Genomic DNA, 16,677 nt, shown 5'->3' on the forward strand with positions numbered 1-16,677 from the left:
CCGCGCGGCGCGCAGCGGGATTCCCGGTGACGCGGCGGTCACTCCTCCGAGGTGAAGAACGCCTCGACGGCGCGGGCGAGCGCGACGAGGTCGTCGACGTGCGCGAGCTCGCGGGCGGAGTGCATCGAGAGCAGCGGCACGCCCACGTCGAGGGTCGAGATGCCGAGGCGGGTCGCGGTGAGGGGGCCGATGGTCGAGCCGCAGGGGACGGAGTTGTTCGAGACGAACTCCTGGTACTCGACGCCGGCCTCCGCGCAGAGGCGGGACCAGAGCGCGGTGCCGCGCGCATCCGTCGCGTAGCGCTGCGAGGCGTTGATCTTGAGCAGCGGACCGGAGCCCGCGACGGGGCGGTTCACGGGGTCGTGCTTGTCGGCGCGGTTCGGGTGCACGGAGTGGCCCGCGTCGGCCGACAGGCACCAGGACGCCGCGATCGCCCGGGCGCGCTCGTCGACGCCGGCGCCGAGGGCGGCTCCGATGCGGGTCAGCACGTCCTCGAGGAACGGGCCGCTGGCTCCGGAGCGGCTCGCGGACCCGAGCTCCTCGTGGTCGAAGGCGGCGAGCACGCTGATGTGCCGCGGCTCCACGGGGGCGGCGCTCGCCGCGAGCAGGGCGACGAGACCGGCGTGGACCGAGCTCAGGTCGTCCATCCGGCCGGCGGCGAAGAGCGCGTCGTCGAGGCCGAAGCGGCGGGGCGGCTGGGTGTCGCAGGTCACGAGGTCGTAGCCGGCGATGTCGGACGCGTCGGCGAGCCCCGCCTCCGCGGCGAGCAGGTCGAGCAGGTCGACCTCGGAGGCGTCGCCGAGGCCGAACACCGGCACGGTGTGCTTCTGCCGGTCGAGGGTGAGGCCGTCGTTCTGCTCGCGGTCGAGGTGGATCGCGAGCTGCGGGATCCGGAGGAACGGCCCCGTGCGGACCAGCAGCTCCCTCCCGTCGCGGGTCACGACGCGACCGGCCAGCTCGAGCTCGCGGTCGAGCCAGGAGTTGAGGAGCGGTCCGCCGTAGACCTCGACGCCGGCCTGCAGCCAGCCCTCGGAGCCGATCGTGGGGTTCGGCTTGAGCGTGAAGCCGGGGGAGTCGGTGTGCGCGCCGAGGATGCGGAAGGGGGTCACCGCGTCGGCGGTGGCAGGGACGTGCCACGCGATGATCGCGCCGTCGCGGACCACGTGGTACCGGCCGGGCGCGGTGGGCCACGCCTCGGTCTCGTCGAGAGCGACGGACCCGGCATCGGCAAGGCGGCGCGCGGTCTCGGCCGCGGCGTGGAAGGAGGAGGGGGAGGCCGTCAGGAAGTCGGCGAAATCGGCGATGCGGGCGTCACGATCGGTCATCCCTCCAGTGAACCACCCGCGCGGCGGCGGTCGGTCTCACCGCACGACGACGCGGACGAAGGCGACGGAGTGCTCCGCTCCGGCGTTCACGTAGGAGTAGGGCCGGGCCGTCGAGAAGGCGACGTGCTGCCCGGCGGTCAGCGTCAGGTCCTCCTCCCCGTCGCGGGCCAGGAGGAGGGTTCCGTCGGTGACGAGCAGCATCTCGTGCCAGCCGTCGGGGTCGGGCTGCGCGTCGTAGCGCTCGCCCGGTCCGAGCGTCCAGGTCCAGAGCTGCGACTCCTCGCGGGAGGGGACCGAGGCGAGCAGGACCGCGACGCTCGCCGGATCCGCGCCGCGCCAGGCCACCTCGCCGATCGACGTCGGGGAGCCGCCGGGTGCCGAGACGAGCGCGGTGAAGCTGGTGCCGAGCGCCTCGGCGAGGCGGTCGACACCGGTCAAGCCGATGTTCGCCTCCCCGGCCTCGACGTTGACGATCGTGCGCCGGCTGATGCCCGAGCGCTCCGCGAGCGCGGCCTGGCTGAGCCCCGCGAGCAGCCGGGCCCTCCGGAGGTTGCCGCCGACGTGGGCGAGGACCGAGGACGGTTGCATGCGCACTATTCTGCACCCTAAAGTGTGCAGAATGCTGCACTTCCCGCTCCTCCGCTCCCTCCGGTTCTCGAAGCCCGAGTGGGCGCTCATCGGCATCACCGCGGTCTGGGGCGGGACCTTCCTCGCCGTGCACGTGGCGATGGAGCACAGCGGTCCGCTGTTCTTCGTCGGGCTCCGCTTCGTCGTCGCGGGCCTGATCAGCGCCCTCGTCTTCCGTCGGACGCTGCGCGGGATGCGGCGGATCGACCTCGGCGCGGGCGCGGCGATCGGGGTGATGATCGCGCTCGGCTACGGGCTCCAGACCTACGGCCTCCAGACGATCCCGAGCAGCACCTCCGCGTTCCTCACCGCCCTGTACGTGCCCCTGGTGCCGCTGCTGCAGTGGGTCGTGTTCCGCCGGCGACCGCGGGTCCTGACCCTGGTCGGGGTCGCGCTGGCCTTCGTCGGGCTCCTCTTCGTCGCCGGGCCGCAGCCGGGAGTCGCGCTGGGGGCGGGCGAGATCGCGACGCTCGTCAGCACCGTCCCGATCGCCGCCGAGATCATCCTGATCAGCGTCTTCGCCGGCCGCGTCGACCTCGGGCGCGTGACCGTGGTGCAGCTGCTCGTCGCGGGCGGGCTCGCGTTCGCGGCCATGCCCGTCGCGGGGGAGGCGATCCCCGCGTTCTCCTGGGTGTGGCTCGTCGCCGCCCTCGCCCTGGGAGCGAGCAGCTGCCTCATCCAGCTCACGATGAACTGGGCCCAGCGCTCCGTCTCGCCCAGCCGCGCGACGATCATCTACGCCGCGGAGCCGGTCTGGGGAGGGGTCGTCGGCCGCCTCGCCGGCGAGCGGCTGCCCGGTCTCGCGCTGGTCGGCGCCGCGCTGATCGTGGCGGGGACGATCGTGAGCGAGCTGCGGCCGCGCGCCTCGCGCGATCCGGGAGCGGAGCGCGCGGGCGGCGACTCCGTCGAGAACGCGGCGACGGACCAGGCGCCCGCCTGACGGCGCCGCCTCTGCGGAGGGCGACGGGGCGACAGGGCCGGGGTCAGCTCGACTTCAGCGCCTCGCGGAGCTTCACCCGCGAGCCCATCCGGAGCAGCGAGTTCGTGTAGATGGTGCTCGCCACGGCCATCACCGCGGTCGTCGCGACGATGAGGAGGGCGAGCGAGACCAGCGGCTCCCACCAGTCGGCCTCGCCGAAGAACAGGCGTACGGGCATCGCCACGGGAGCGCTGAACGGGACGTACGACAGGATCGTCATGACGAGCGCGTTGTCGCCGAAGAGCACGACGCCGAAGTACGGGACCATCACGAGCATCATCGCGGGGGTCATCACCGAGTCCGTATCCTCCTGGCGCGAGACCAGGGCGGCTCCGGCGGCGAAGACGCTCGCGACCAGGACGAATCCGAAGACGAAGAAGACGACGAACCAGATCAGCGGAGCCGAGAGCAGATCGAGCAGCTCGGTCTGGCCGGTGATCGCCAGCCCGAGTGCGGACGCGGCGGCGATGGCGGCCGCCGTGCCGACTCCGATCACCGAGTTGCCGAGGATCTTGCCGGCGAGCAGCGCTCGGGCGGGGACGGCGGCGAGCAGGATCTCGACGATGCGCGACTGCTTCTCCTGGACCGTGTTCTGCATGATCGTCGCTCCCGAGCCGAGGACGGCGAGCATGAAGACCAGGCCGAAGGCGAGCCCGATGAGCGTACGGAGACCGGACGGGGTCTCGGAGGGCTCGAGGAGGGCGACCTCGGGGCTGACGGACAGGGCCGAGACCAGGCCCTCGGGGGCCTCGTCGAGGGCGACGATCGAGAAGCCGAGCGCGGAGTCGTCGGGGACGAGGGCCGCGTCGACGGTCCCGTCGCGCACCAGGTCCTCCGCGTCGGCCCGCGCCTGGACCTCGGTGATCTCGAGGGTGCTGGAGTCGGTGACGGCGGAGGGCACGGATCCGACGACCGCGACCGGGGTCGCCTCGGCGGTGCGGTTCCCCAGCACGCTCGAGAGGACGATGCCGCCGATCACCAGGACGAGGGTGATCACGGTCGAGACGAGGAACGCCTTCGAGCGCACCTGCGAGAGGATCTCGCGCTCGGCGACGAGGAGCGTCGCGCCCCAGGTGCCGAGCCGTGCGTCGCGGGGGGCGTCCGGGCGAGGGGCGCTGCCGGTCGCGGGGGTGGTGGTGCTCGTGCTGGTGCTCATCAGGCTGCTGCTCTCTCGTCGGCACCCGAGGGTGTGCTGACCACGATGTCCCGGAAGATCTCTCCGAGGGTCGGCCTCACGGGCCGGAAGGACGACACGGTGCCCCGCTCGACCGCGGCGCGCAGGACCGCGTCGGCGGCCGCCGCGCCCGCGTGGAAGAGCGCCGACGTCCCGGCGAGCTCGGCCACCTCGACGCCGGGCAGGCCGCGGATCCAGCCGACGTCGCCGCTCATCTCGAGCGACCAGCGGTCACCGGAGTGCTGGTCGCGCAGGGCCTCGCGCTCGCCGGCCGCCTGCACCCTGCCGCCCGCGATGATGACCAGGTCGTCGCAGAGGCGCTCGACCACGTCGAGCTGGTGGGACGAGAACAGCACCGGCACTCCGCGCGCCGCGTGCTCGGCGATCACGGCGACGACCTCGTCGACGGCCAGCGGATCGAGCCCCGAGAACGGCTCGTCCATGATGAGCACGTCCGGGTCGTGCACGAGCGCCGCGGCGACCTGGACGCGCTGCTGGTTGCCGAGCGACAGCGCCTCGAGCTTGTCCCGCCGGCGCTCGATGAGTCCGAGCCGCTCGAGCAGGTCGTCGCCGCGCTGCACCGCGGTCGCCTTGTCGATGCCGTGCAGCCGCGCGAGGTAGGCCAGCTGCTCGCCGATCTCCATCTTGGGATAGAGGCCGCGCTCCTCCGGCATGTAGCCGAAGCCGTGCAGGGCGGCCTGGCCCACGGGCGAGCCGTCGAGCGTCACGGTGCCGGAGTCGGGGCGGAGGACCCCGAGGATCATCCGCATGGTGGTGGTCTTGCCGGCGCCGTTGCCGCCGACGAAGCCGGTGAGGCGCCCTCGGGCGACGTCGAAGCTGACGTCGTCGACGACGCGGCGCTCGCCGAAACTGCGACTGATGTTCTGCACGCTGAGCATGCGACCTCCCCGGAATCCGTTGACACCTCCACGCTAGGAGCGGGCCGCGTCGAGCGCTTCCGGCCCGGGGGTGAACCGGCGTCTCCGCCTCGAGACGGAGGAAGGACTCAGCCGACGAGGCCGGACCGGTAGGCGTAGACGACGGCCTGCACCCGGTCGCGCAGCGCGAGCTTCATCAGCACGTTCGACACGTGGGTCTTCACGGTCGCGCGGCCGACTCCGAGCAGGTCGGCGATCTCGTCGTTCGAGAGCCCCTGCGCCATCAGCCGCAGCACCTCGACCTCGCGCGGGGTCAGCTGGTCGGGCTCTGTGCCGCTCGGCGCAGGGGTCCGCACCCGGTCGGCGGCCACCGCGCGCTCGATGACCGCGCGGGTCAGCTCGGGCGCGAGCAGCGCCTCTCCGGCCGCGATCGCCCGCACCCCGTAGACCAGATGCTCCGGAGGGGAGTTCTTCAGCAGGAACCCGCTCGCTCCGGCGTCGAGGGCCTCGAGCAGGTAGTCCTCGCGGTCGAAGGTGGTCAGCATGAGCACGCGGACCGGCGACTCCGGATCGGCGAGCAGCCGCCTGGTCGCCTCGATCCCGCCGATGCCCGGCATCTCGACGTCCATGCACACCACGTCGGGGCGGGTCCTCGCGACGAGCTCCAGGGCCTCCTCGCCGCTGGAGGCCTCGCCGACGACGTCGATACCGGGCTGCACCGAGAGGATCGTGCTGATGCCCTGACGCATCAGGGCGTGGTCGTCGACGAGGACGACGCGGACGTCGCTCATGCCGCGACCCCCAGGGGGACGGCGACGCGGACGACCCAGCCGGAGCCGGCGCGCGGTCCCGCCTCGAGGGTGCCGTCCAGCGTGGCCGCGCGCTCGCGCATGCCGACGAGGCCCAGGCCTCCGTTGCGCTGCCGGGGGCCGGGGCGGCCGAGCCCGTCGTCGGCGACCTCGAGCTCGACGGCGTCGTCGTCGTACCGGACGTGCACCCGCGCCCGCGTGCCCGGCCCGGCGTGCTTGAGCACGTTCGTGAGCGACTCCTGGGCGATGCGGTAGAGGTTCAGCCCGACCAGCGGCGGCACGGCGAACGGCTCGCCGACCTGCTCGAGCGTCACACGCAGCCCGGCCGCCTCGGCGTCGGCGACCAGTGCGGGGAGGGAGTCGAGGCCGAGCGATGCGGTGACCGGGTCGAGCACGGACTCCTCGTCGCGGAGCGTGCCGAGGAGCTGGTACAGCTCGCCGACCGCCGCGCGCGACGTGCCCTCGAGGGCCTCGAGCTGGCCGCGGGCCCGACCGGGATCGGAGTCGAGCAGGGTCCGCGCCGCCGCCGCCTGGACGCCCATCAGCGAGACGTGGTGGGCCACCGCGTCGTGCAGCTCCCGGGCGATGCGGAGCCGCTCGATCGTGATCGCCTGCCGCGCGACCTTCGCCTGCTCGTCCTCGAGCTGGCGGGTGCGGAGGTCGGTCAGGGCCCGCTGGCGCGCCGAGGCCCAGGCGTGGTTCCCGAACCACCAGGCCCCGGCGAAGTAGAGGATGTTGATCAGGATCTGCTGGAGCAGGTACGCGGCGACCGGGGTGAGCGCGCCGATGCCCGCGCCCTCGAACTCGAGGTCCTGCGTGCTCGCGCGGAAGAACGTCACGAGCAGCCACACGGCCATGACGATCACCAGCACGCCGCGGGTCCAGTCGGCCCGCGCCCGCCTCGGCTCCCAGGCCCCGACGCTGTACATCGCCATGAAGAGGGCGATGTTGCTGATGGTGAGCTCGGGCACGCGCAGCTCGCCGACCAGCAGGAACGCCACCGAGGTGACGGCGAGGACGGGCACCGGGGCACTGCGGCGGAAGGCGAGCGGCAGGATCACGAGGGCGAGGAGGCCGATGCTCAGCGCCGGCTCGGCTCCGTCCGGGTACATCCCGATCGCGCGCCCGAGGACCAGCGAGAGGATCGAGGCGCCGAACAGGGCGGCTGCGGTCGCGGCGTCGGCCCGGCGCTGATCGGCCGTCACCGACGGCCTCCGCCACTGGCGCGAATCGGGATCGGCTGTCATCTCGCGGCCAATCTACCGGGGCACCGCCGTGGCCGCCGGGACGGGAGGGAGGGCGACGATCAGCACGACTCCGGCCCTGTGCCGAGAGGCGCTCCGGCGGAGGAGAACTCTCTGGGAGGAGGCTCGGAGAACGGGAATCCGTACCCCCCGACAAGGGCGAGCGTGTACCTTCCGCGTACCCGTGACGCGGCTGCACTCCTACTGTGAGGCGACCGCGGGCATCGGCTCCCGGCAGCAGCCGCCAGGAGTAGCAGCGCATGCGTCGTCAGTCCTTCCTCTCGTCCCTCGTCGCCGGGGCGGTCCTCGTCGCCGGCATCGGGCTGAGCGTCGTGGTCGCGCCGACCGCGTCGGCCGCTCCGGTCTTCACCACAGCGTGCTTCACCTCGCCGAAGGTCGAGAAGGCTCTCGACTACACGGTGCCCGCCGGGGTGACCACGGTGCGCGCGATCCTCAGCGGTCAGAACGGCAGCGGCTCCGCTCCGTACTCGGTCAGCGGCATCGGTTTCGTGGGGGACGGGTCGAAGGGCGGGAGCGGCTCGACGCTCGTCGTGGACGTGGCCGTCACGCCGGGACAGGTCCTGCAGATCGGGCGCCTGAAGGGAGCCCCTGCGGGGGCGGCCGGATGGTCGGCCACCGACTGGCAGGGCCGCGGCGGCGTCGGCGGCGACGCGCAGTACCTCTCGACCATCGGGTCCGACGGCTGCCAGCACGGTCTCGCCGTCGCGGGCGCCGGCGGCGGTGGCGGCGGATCGACCGCGCGGGGCGGCGACGCCGACGCCGGCAGCGGTGCCAAGCCCGGCGCGAACGGCGGCACCAATCGCGAGGTCGACGGCGGTGGCGGTGGCGGCGGCGGCGCGAGCTCGGGCGGCAATCCCGGCGCTGCCGGCTACGCCACGATCAACACCTGCAGCAAGGGCAACGCCGGTCAGTGGGGCGTCTTCCTGAACGACGGCAAGGGCGGCGACGTCGGCAAGGTCATCACCACCGGCGCGTACAACTGCGGCGCCTCCAATCTCAGCGGCGGCGGCGGAGGTGCCGGCTGGTGGTACGGCGGCGGCGGAGGCTCGACCTACACGGGGGGCGACGGGCTGAGGCCGGCGAACCATCCGGGAGCCGGCGGCGGCGGGTCGAGCTACGTGCACCCGAGTGTCACCAAGGTCTCGCAGCGAGTCGGCCCGACGTACCCCGACCCGGTGATCGCTCCGGTGTACGACACCGCGACGACCGTGACGACGACGCCGACGTGGTCGACCGCGGGTCAGGAGGTCACGATCACCGCGCGGGTGACGGTGCCGAGTCTGGGCCGACCGGTGCCGGCCGGCGGGATCGTCGAGTTCCGGACGGGTGCCGGCGCCACGCAGGTGCCGGTCGACGCGAACGGCGAGGCCGTGCTGCGTACCCGCGACCTGCCGCAGGGCTGGAACGACGTCCGGGCGGTCTATCCCGACGCCTTCAGCTGGGAGATGGCGACGCGCGGGAGCACCTCGGGAGAGCCCGTCCTGCGGCACGAGGTCCGCGCGTGCGCCCCGGCACCGGTCTTCCGGCAGCAGCCCATCGACGACGTGATCGTGACCGGCCGGCAGCACACCCTCGACGCCTGGTGGGTCACGTCGTCGGTCTACGGCAGCATCCCCGTGATGTCGTGGGAGTCCTCCCGCGACGGCGGAGCGACCTGGCAGGTCGCCGAGGGTGAGGCGACTGTCGGGAGCGCCTCTACCCAGCTGGTCGTCCCGCCGCACACCCGGCCCGAGACGGTCCTGTACCGCGTGAAGGCCACCACCTGCGGCGGTCAGACGATCAGCAACCAGGTGACGGTGACGGTGATGGGAGCCCGCTTCGATCTGTCGACGCTGCCGCCGAAGACGTACGGCGACACGTTCGACATCAGCGGCTACGCGCAGGCGGTCACCCAGCCCGCACGGTCGATCGTCTTCAGCAGCAAGACGGCGGACACCTGCGCGGTGAGCGGCTCGACCGTCACCGTGATCAAGGTGGGGCTCTGCACGATCGGGGCGAAGGTCGATCCGATGACGCCCAACGGGTACCCCACCGAAGCGCTGCAGAGCTTCACCGCGAAGCCCAAGGCCCTCACCGTGACCGCGAAGTCCTTCGACCATCCGCGCAATTCGCCGGCACCGGCCTTCGGCTGCACGGCGCCCTTCGTCGGGTCCGACACCTGGGTCACTCCGCCCACGCACGGCGTCTTCCGCCAGATCGTCACTCCGACGGACATCATCTACCGCCCGACGTCGAATTGGGCGAGCCTGACGGGCACCTACTCGTACTTCACCACCCGGTGCTACGGAGGGACCGTCGACGCCAACTACACGATCGCCGGGTACAAGGACGGCGCGTTGCGCATCGTCGCCCCGCTGCCCGTCCCGGTGAAGGTCACCGCGGCGTCGCCGACCGTCTCGTACGGCTCCGCTGCTCCCGAGATCACGGCCGCCGTCGGCGCCGGCCTCGTCGGCACTCTCTCGTGCAGCCCGTACGCGACGACCGACACGGCCTTCGCCTCGCCCCTCGCCCTCTCGAGCACGACTCCGGCCGGGCGCTACACGACGCACTGCTCCGGTCTCACGAACCCGACCGGCCCCATCGCCTACGTCGACGGCACCCTCACCGTGACTCCGGCGGTGCTGACGGTGACCGCGTCGAGCCCCGAGACCGGCGCGCACGGCGTCGCGACGGCTCCGACGATCACCTGCACCACCACCGGCTTCCTCGGCTCCGACCGCTTCCTCACCGAGCCGAGAGGCCGCTTCTCGAACGAGGACGGCGTGGTCGTGATCGACGCCACGACGCCCGTCGGCAGCTACGCCATCACGTGCGCCGGAGGCGATGCGGGCTCGAACTACAGCATCACGTCGGTGCCCGGCACCTTCCTCCTCGAGGACCGGAGCGGCCCGGTGGTCGCCGTGCCGGCGACTGTCGTCGCCGAGCCGACGAGCGTGTCCGGCGCCGTCGTCACCTACGCCGCCCCGGCGCGCGACGCGGTCGACGGCCCCGTCGACGGCACCTGTGCTCCCGCCTCCGGAACCGTGTTCCCCATCGGCGACACCACGGTGACCTGCTCCGCCGTCGATGCCGTCGGCAACACCGGAAGGGCCGCCTTCACCGTCTCGGTGAAGAAGATCGAGCAGACCGTCGCGTTCACCTCGCCGCGCCCCGCGAGGCCGGTCGCGCTCGGCAGCTTCACGCCGTCCACGACGGGCGGCGCCTCCGGTCTCCCCGTCGTGATCGGAGCGACCGGCGCCTGCTCGGTGGCGGACGGTGTCGTGACCTTCACCCGGTCCGGCATGTGCACGGTGACGGCGGAGCAGGCGGGGGACGCGCACTACGCCTCCGACGCTGAATCGTTCGACCTCACCGTCGCCAAGGCGACGCAGACCATCACCCCCGTCCTCCCCGCCCGGGGAGTGCTCGGCAGCACGGACGTCGTGTCCGCAACGGCGAGCTCGGGACTGCCGGTGGTGATCAGCACCTTCTTCGGCTGCACGGTCGCACCCGATGGGCAGGGCCGGCAGATCCTGACCTACACCGAGGGCAACACCTGCGCGGTGCAGTTCGATGTCGCGGGCGACGACGTCCACGAGGCCCCGGACTCTCTGGTGCGCTTCATCCTGCTCGACCGGATCCCGCAGGCGATCACGTTCACCTCGACCCCTCCGGCACGCGTCTTCACCGACGACACCTACACCGTGCAGGCGACCGGCGGAGGATCGGGCAACCCGCTGGAGATCTCGATCATCGAGAACGGCAACTGCACGATCGAGTACTCGACAGTGACGTTCTTCGGCGACGGGTACTGCACGGTGAAGGTGGATCAGCGCGGCGACGAGCAGCACAGCGCTGCTCCGCAGGCGCGTCAGGTCATCACCGTCGGGACGCCGGAGGGCAACCTCCGGTTCGGCGGCGAGCCGCCGCGCATCGCGAAGGTGCTCGAGACCTACACCCCGGTGATCGTTCCCGGTCCGTCGTCGGGAGTGCCCGTGCTGTCCGCGAGCGGTGCGTGCTCGCTGATGGCCGACGGGACGACCGTCCGCAACGACAAGGCGGGGCTCTGCCGGATGGCACTCGACCAGCCCGGTGACGGGTACTGGCCCGCGCGCCGTGCCGAGGCGGACATCTCCGTCGTGAAGCTCGAGCAGACCGTGCGGATCACCACGACGCCGCCGGTGAACGCGGCGGTCGGAGGCACCTACACGCCCGCCATCGCTGCGGGCGCCTCCGGCACGACCCCGTGGATCATCACCAGCGTCGAGTGCTCGGTGAAGGACGGCGTCGTCACGTTCTCGAAGAAGGGGATCTGCCTGGTCGCCGCCTACCAGAACGGCACCGAGCAGTACGAGAACGCCCGACCCGACACCCAGTCGATCGAGGTCGGCTACGCGCCGGGCTCGGTCGGGATCTCGAGTCCCGTCCCCACAGGGGCGGCGGTCGGAGGATCCGTCACGCCGGTGCTCGTCCGGGGCCCGTCCACCGGGCCGGCGCTGCTCGCGGCATCGGGCGCCTGCTCGCTGGGCGAGAACGGCGTCGTGTCGTACGACTCCGCGGGCACCTGCACCGTCGTCGCCACCCACTACCGCGACGACACCTACGGAACCGCGCGGGCCGTGCAGACCTTCGAGATCGCGAAGCTCCCGCAGATCGTCGTCTTCACGTCGACCGCTCCGGCCACGGCGCTCGTCGACGCGACCTACCGGCCGACCGCTGACGGCCGCGCCTCCGGCAGTGCCGTCGTGATCGGAGCGACCGGGTCGTGCGCGATCGCGGACGGGCTCGTGACCTTCACCGGCGCGGGGACCTGCACGATCACGGCGGACCAGGCGGGGGACGACCGGTACTCGGCGGCTCCGCAGGTGTCGCAGCGCGTCGCGGTCGGTCTCGTGGCGGGGACCGTCGCGTTCGGCGGCGACGCTCCGGCGGACACCCGGGTCGGCGGATCGTCGACCGTCGCGGTCGTCGCCGGTCCGTCCAGTGCCCCTCCGGTGCTGACGGCGTCCGGTGCGTGCTCGGTCGGACCCTTCCGACTCGTGTCCTACGACGCGGCGGGCACCTGCACGCTCACGCTGAACCAGGCGGGTGACGCGCGCCACGGCGCGGCTCCGGAGGTCGTCCGGTCGTTCGAGATCACGACGACCGCCCAGGTCGTGGCGTTCACCTCGGAGGCGCCGACTTCGGCGCTCGCGGGCACCACCTACCGCCCCACGGCGACGGGTGGCGCCTCCGGGCGGCCGGTGCAGCTCGGTGCGACCGGGTCCTGCTCGATCGCGAGCGGAGTCGTGACCTTCACCGGGTCCGGCACCTGCACCGTGACGGCGGACCAGGCGGGTGGAGTCGGATACTCGGCGGCGCCTCAGGTGTCGCAGACGATCGCGGTGGGACTCACGGCGGGCACGGTCGCGTTCGGCGGCACCGCTCCCGTGGGCGCCAAGGTCGGCGGCTCCAGCACTCCGAGGATCGTGGCCGGGCCGTCGAGTGCCCGTCCGGTACTCACGGCGTCGGGCGCGTGCTCGGTGTCGGCGGGAGTCGTCTCCTACGACACCGCGGGCACCTGTGCGCTGACGCTGAACCAGGCGGGCGACGCCCTGCACGGTGCCGCCCCTGAAGCGACCCGCACGTTCGAGATCGCCGCGCTCGCGCAGACGCTGACGTTCACGTCCGACGCTCCGGAGTCGCCCCTCGTGGGCGGCACGTATCGGCCGACCGTCGCGGGTGGCGCGTCGAGCGCGCCCGTGGTGCTCGGAGTGACCGGGTCGTGCGCGATCGCCGACGGAGTCGTCACCTTCACCGGGTCGGGCAGCTGCACGATCACCGCGGACCAGGCGGGCGACGCGCGCTACGCGGCCGCTGCGCAGGTCTCGCAGACCGTCGAGATCGGCGTCTCGGAGGGGACGGTCGCCTTCGGCGGCGTCGCTCCGGCGGATGCCCGCTTCGGCGGGTCGTTCACTCCGGTGATCGTGCGCGGACCCTCCAGCGCTGCGCCGGTCCTCGCCGCGTCGGGAGCCTGCTCGGTCGAGTCGGGCGTCGTGTCCTACGACGCCGTGGGCACCTGCACGCTGACCCTCGATCAGCCGGGTGACGCGGAGCACGGTCCGGCGGATCAGGTCGTGCGGGCGTTCGAGGTCGGGAAGGCCGTTCAGACGGTGGCCTTCACGTCCGAGGCTCCGGCCGCGGCGGTCGCGGGCGGCACGTACACGCCGACGGCGACCGGTGGACCCTCGAGCGAGCCCGTGGTGTTCGGCACCGAGGGCTCCTGCTCGATCGAGGACGGTGTCGTGACGTTCTCCGGGTCCGGCACCTGCACGGTGACCGCCGATCAGGCCGGTGACGACACCCGCGAGGCCGCTCCTCGGGTGTCGCAGACCATCGCGGTCGGTCTGACGGCGGGCACCGTGTCCTTCGGAGGCACGGCTCCCACGGACGCGCGGGTGGGCGGCTCGTCCACTCCCGTGATCGTGCGGGGACCCTCGAGCGCGGATCCCGTGCTCACCGCGTCGGGCGCGTGCTCGACGGCGTCCGGAGTCGTGTCCTACGACTCCGCGGGCACCTGCACGCTGACGGTGGACCAGGCGGGCGATGCCCGTCACGGTGCCGCGCAGGCGGTGCGCACGTTCGAGATCGCGGGGAAGCTTGCGCAGACCGTGGCGTTCACCTCGGCCGCCCCGGCGGCGACGGCCGGAGGCGCCGTGTACGTGCCGACGGTGTCCGCGGGCGGGTCCTCCGCCCCGGTGGTGCTGGGGACGACGACGTCGACGGTCTGCTCCGTGACGGGCGGGACGGTGAAGTTCCTCAAGGCCGGTACCTGCAAGATCACGGCGTCTCAGGCCGGGGACGCGTCCTACGAGGCCGCGCCGCGAGTGACGCAGTCGGTCGCGGTGGCCGCGCCGGTGAAGGTCGTGAAGAAGGCGCAGACGATCGCGTTCACGACGACGATGCCGACCTCACCCGATCGGGGCATCGCGTACCTGGTGGCGGCGACCGCCTCCTCCGGTCTGCCGGTGGCGCTCACGGCCTCGGGCAGCTGCACGCTGGCGCCGACCGGGCCGGGCACCGCGACGGTGACGCTGACGGGGACCTCCTCCTGCACGGTCACGGCCGCGCAGGCCGGCGACTCCGTCTGGTCGGCAGCGCCTGCGGTGAAGCAGACGCTGCAGATGAAGCTGTTCACGCGAGCGGATCTGACGGTGGCGGTCGCTCCGGCAACGGGGCTGTCGGCGACGGCTCCGCTGTCGGTGAAGGTCACGGTGAAGAACGTCGGCACGCGTGACGCTGCGGCGACCACCACCCGCGTCGTCGTCACCGGGACCGTGGCGTCCGCTCCGGGCGCCGTCAAGACAGCCGGATCGGTGGCGGGCACCACGGTGCTCACCTGGAGGACGCCGAGCGTGACGACCGGGAAGAGCCTCGTCTACACGGTCGCGCTCGCGAACCGCCCGGCGTCGACCACCGTCGAGGCCAGGGCGTGGTCCGTGGTGTCGGACCCGACTCCGGGGAACAACATCGTGAAGCGCACCATGAAGTAGGGCGCGAGAGGGGGTGCTGCTGCCGGGCGACCGGCACCGGCACCCCCTCCGTCGTCGGCCGGTGAGGGAACCCCGGACCGTCGAGACGTCCCGCTGCAACGGGCTGTCTCGACGGTTCGGGGTTCCCTCGTGCCCCGTCGGGTTCCGTGGAAGGGTGGGCGCATGACCGCCGAGGGTGTCCGCCGCGTCGACTTCCTCCCGTGGGAGTACGACCCCGACTCCGCCGACGGGGCCGCGCAGGCCGAACGGATGGGCGAGCTGGCCGCGGGGGGAGCCGCGATCGGCGACCGGGTGTTCGTCGCCGCGAGTGCCGCCGTCTTCTGCGACCGGCTGTCGATCGGCGACCGCAGCTACATCGCAGCGCACGCGTACGTCACCGGCGACGTGACGATCGGAGCCGACTGCTCCGTCAATCCGTTCGCCGTGGTCCGCGGTGACGTGCGGATGGGCGCCGGCGTCCGGATCGGTGCGCACACCTCGATCCTGGGCTTCAACCACCTCATGGAGCCGGACACCCCGGTCTTCACCCAGGGCCTCTCGAGCAGGGGGATCGTGCTCGGCGACGACGTCTGGATCGGCTCGCAGGCGACGATCCTCGACGGGGTGGTCGTCGGCGACCACGTCGTGATCGGCGCCGGCTCGGTGGTGACGAAGAGCGTCCCGGATCACGCGGTGGTGGCGGGGAATCCGGCCCGCGTCCTCCGCGACCGGCGGGCTCCGGCTCGCGACGCCGAGCTGCGGGAGGCGCTCCGACGCTTCGGGGACACGGCTCGGGCCGAGATCCCGGCGGTGCTCGCGCGCTGCTTCGAGGACGGCCGCTTCGTCGACCGACCCGGCACGGCCGCTGCGCCGACCGTCCGCCCCTGGGCCGACGCCGTCGAGCTCGCCGATCTGCTGCTCGACGCGCCGCCGCCCGGGTTCGACGCCGCGGACCTGATCCGACGGCTGACGGCGAGGCAGGATCCGGCGACGGGGCTGGTCGCCGACGGCGACCTCTCGGACGCCGGTCTCGAGCGGGCGCGGACCTCGTCGGAGCCGCTGTCGGAGGAGCCGCTCTCAGCGTTCGACGGGCCGGCGAGCTACCACGTCCTCAGCGTCGGCTACGCGGTGCGGCTGCTCGGCGGGCGGACGCCCCACCCGATCCGCGCCTTCCACGAACTCGCGGGGGCCGACCTGACGGCGGCCCTCGACGCCCGTGACTGGGCCGCCGGCGCCTGGGGATCCGGTGCCGCGGTCGACGCGCTCGCGACGGCGTGCGCCGTGAACGTGCTGGACCACTCCGACGCCTTCGACGACGGGGGAGCCGGGCCCGTCGCCACGCTGCTCGGCTGGGCGGTCGCCCGCGCGGACCCCGCGACGGGTCTGTGGGGGACGGTGCTGCCCGACTCCGAGTCGCCGCGGCTGCAGGCGGTGAACGGCTTCTACCGGCTGACCCGCGGACTGTTCGCGCAGTTCGGAGTGCCGCTGCCGTATCCGGTCGCGACGATCGACACCGTGCTGCTGCACGTCGCGGACCCGTACCTCTCGACCCCCGCGGGCTGGACGGCGTGCAACGTGCTCGACATCGCGCATCCGCTCCGGCTCACCGCGCAGCAGACTCCGCACCGCCGCGCCGAGATCGCGGAGTGGGCGCGCGGGGCGCTCGAGCAGGCGCTCGGCCAGTGGGTCCCCGGCGAGGGGATCGCGTTCGCGCCGCGGTCCGACGGCGCGGACGGCGTGCCCGGGCTGCAGGGGACCGAGATGTGGCTCGGGATCGTCTGGCTGCTGGCCGACCTGCTGCAGGCGTCGGACGCGCTCGGCTACCGCATGCGCGGGGTGCACCGGCCCGATCCGCTGGTGGTCCTCCCTCCGGTGGCGCGATCGGGATCGGAGGCGAGCGCGTGAGCGAGACGACGGAGATCCTGCACCGCGACGGCAGCCTCCGCGGCCGCGGCGGCATGCTCGACGGGGAGATGCACGGGTACTGGGAGTGGTTCCGGCTCGACGGCACGCTCCTGCGCAGCGGCACGCTCGACCGGGGGAGGCAGGTCGGAGTGTGGACGACGTACGACCGCTCGGGGGCGCCGTACAAGGAGACGCGGTTCGGGGAGTGAGCTGGGGATGCAGCAC

At 72.9% G+C, this 16,677-nt stretch carries 10 protein-coding genes; 4 read left to right on the forward strand and 6 right to left on the reverse strand.

The window, feature by feature from the left end; all coding sequences use genetic code 11:
- Window positions 1-38: 38 nt before the first annotated feature.
- Entirely contained in the window at window positions 39-1,325 is a 1,287-nt protein-coding gene (locus ASF48_RS10350) for a M18 family aminopeptidase (protein ID WP_055790679.1), read from the reverse strand.
- A gap of 36 nt (window positions 1,326-1,361) precedes the next feature.
- Window positions 1,362-1,913, reverse strand: a complete 552-nt coding sequence (locus tag ASF48_RS10355) for an XRE family transcriptional regulator (RefSeq protein ID WP_055790682.1) — start codon at window positions 1,911-1,913, stop codon at window positions 1,362-1,364.
- A 31-nt stretch (window positions 1,914-1,944) separates the two neighbouring features.
- On the opposite strand from ASF48_RS10355, the gene ASF48_RS10360 reads away from it, so the two are divergent.
- Window positions 1,945-2,892, forward strand: a complete 948-nt coding sequence (locus ASF48_RS10360; RefSeq protein ID WP_055790685.1) for a DMT family transporter — start codon at window positions 1,945-1,947, stop codon at window positions 2,890-2,892.
- Between the two features lie 43 nt (window positions 2,893-2,935).
- Here ASF48_RS10360 and ASF48_RS10365 read toward each other — a convergent pair whose 3' ends face one another.
- From ASF48_RS10365 to ASF48_RS10380, 4 genes are all read right to left on the reverse strand, one after another.
- Entirely contained in the window at window positions 2,936-4,087 is a 1,152-nt protein-coding gene (locus ASF48_RS10365; RefSeq protein ID WP_082481237.1) for an ABC transporter permease, read from the reverse strand.
- Complete coding sequence (locus tag ASF48_RS10370; RefSeq protein ID WP_055790688.1) at window positions 4,087-5,004, reverse strand: ABC transporter ATP-binding protein; 918 nt, start codon at window positions 5,002-5,004, stop codon at window positions 4,087-4,089. The genes ASF48_RS10365 and ASF48_RS10370 overlap by 1 nt, the downstream gene beginning before the upstream one ends.
- 107 nt (window positions 5,005-5,111) lie before the next feature.
- Window positions 5,112-5,774 carry a response regulator gene (locus ASF48_RS10375; RefSeq protein WP_055790691.1) on the reverse strand — a complete coding sequence of 221 codons (663 nt, stop codon included), beginning with the start codon at window positions 5,772-5,774 and terminating at the stop codon, window positions 5,112-5,114.
- Entirely contained in the window at window positions 5,771-7,039 is a 1,269-nt protein-coding gene (locus ASF48_RS10380) for a sensor histidine kinase (protein WP_055790694.1), read from the reverse strand. The genes ASF48_RS10375 and ASF48_RS10380 overlap by 4 nt, the downstream gene beginning before the upstream one ends.
- Before the next feature lie 257 nt (window positions 7,040-7,296).
- Between ASF48_RS10380 and ASF48_RS10385 the strand changes: the two genes are divergently transcribed.
- The 3 genes from ASF48_RS10385 to ASF48_RS10395 all read left to right on the forward strand — a co-directional run bounded on the left by ASF48_RS10385 (window position 7,297) and on the right by ASF48_RS10395 (window position 16,661).
- On the forward strand, window positions 7,297-14,568 hold the full coding sequence (locus ASF48_RS10385; RefSeq protein WP_055790696.1) for an MBG domain-containing protein: 7,272 nt from the start codon (window positions 7,297-7,299) through the stop codon (window positions 14,566-14,568).
- Between the two features lie 162 nt (window positions 14,569-14,730).
- Window positions 14,731-16,452 carry an acyltransferase gene (locus ASF48_RS10390; protein ID WP_055790699.1) on the forward strand — a complete coding sequence of 574 codons (1,722 nt, stop codon included), beginning with the start codon at window positions 14,731-14,733 and terminating at the stop codon, window positions 16,450-16,452.
- The gene (locus ASF48_RS10395; RefSeq protein WP_055790703.1) at window positions 16,449-16,661 is read left to right on the forward strand and encodes a toxin-antitoxin system YwqK family antitoxin; all 213 of its coding nucleotides are present in this window, start codon (window positions 16,449-16,451) and stop codon (window positions 16,659-16,661) included. The genes ASF48_RS10390 and ASF48_RS10395 overlap by 4 nt, the downstream gene beginning before the upstream one ends.
- Window positions 16,662-16,677 lie beyond the last annotated feature (16 nt).

This window comes from Rathayibacter sp. Leaf299, from assembly GCF_001423055.1.
Lineage (GTDB): Bacteria > Actinomycetota > Actinomycetes > Actinomycetales > Microbacteriaceae > Rathayibacter > Rathayibacter caricis.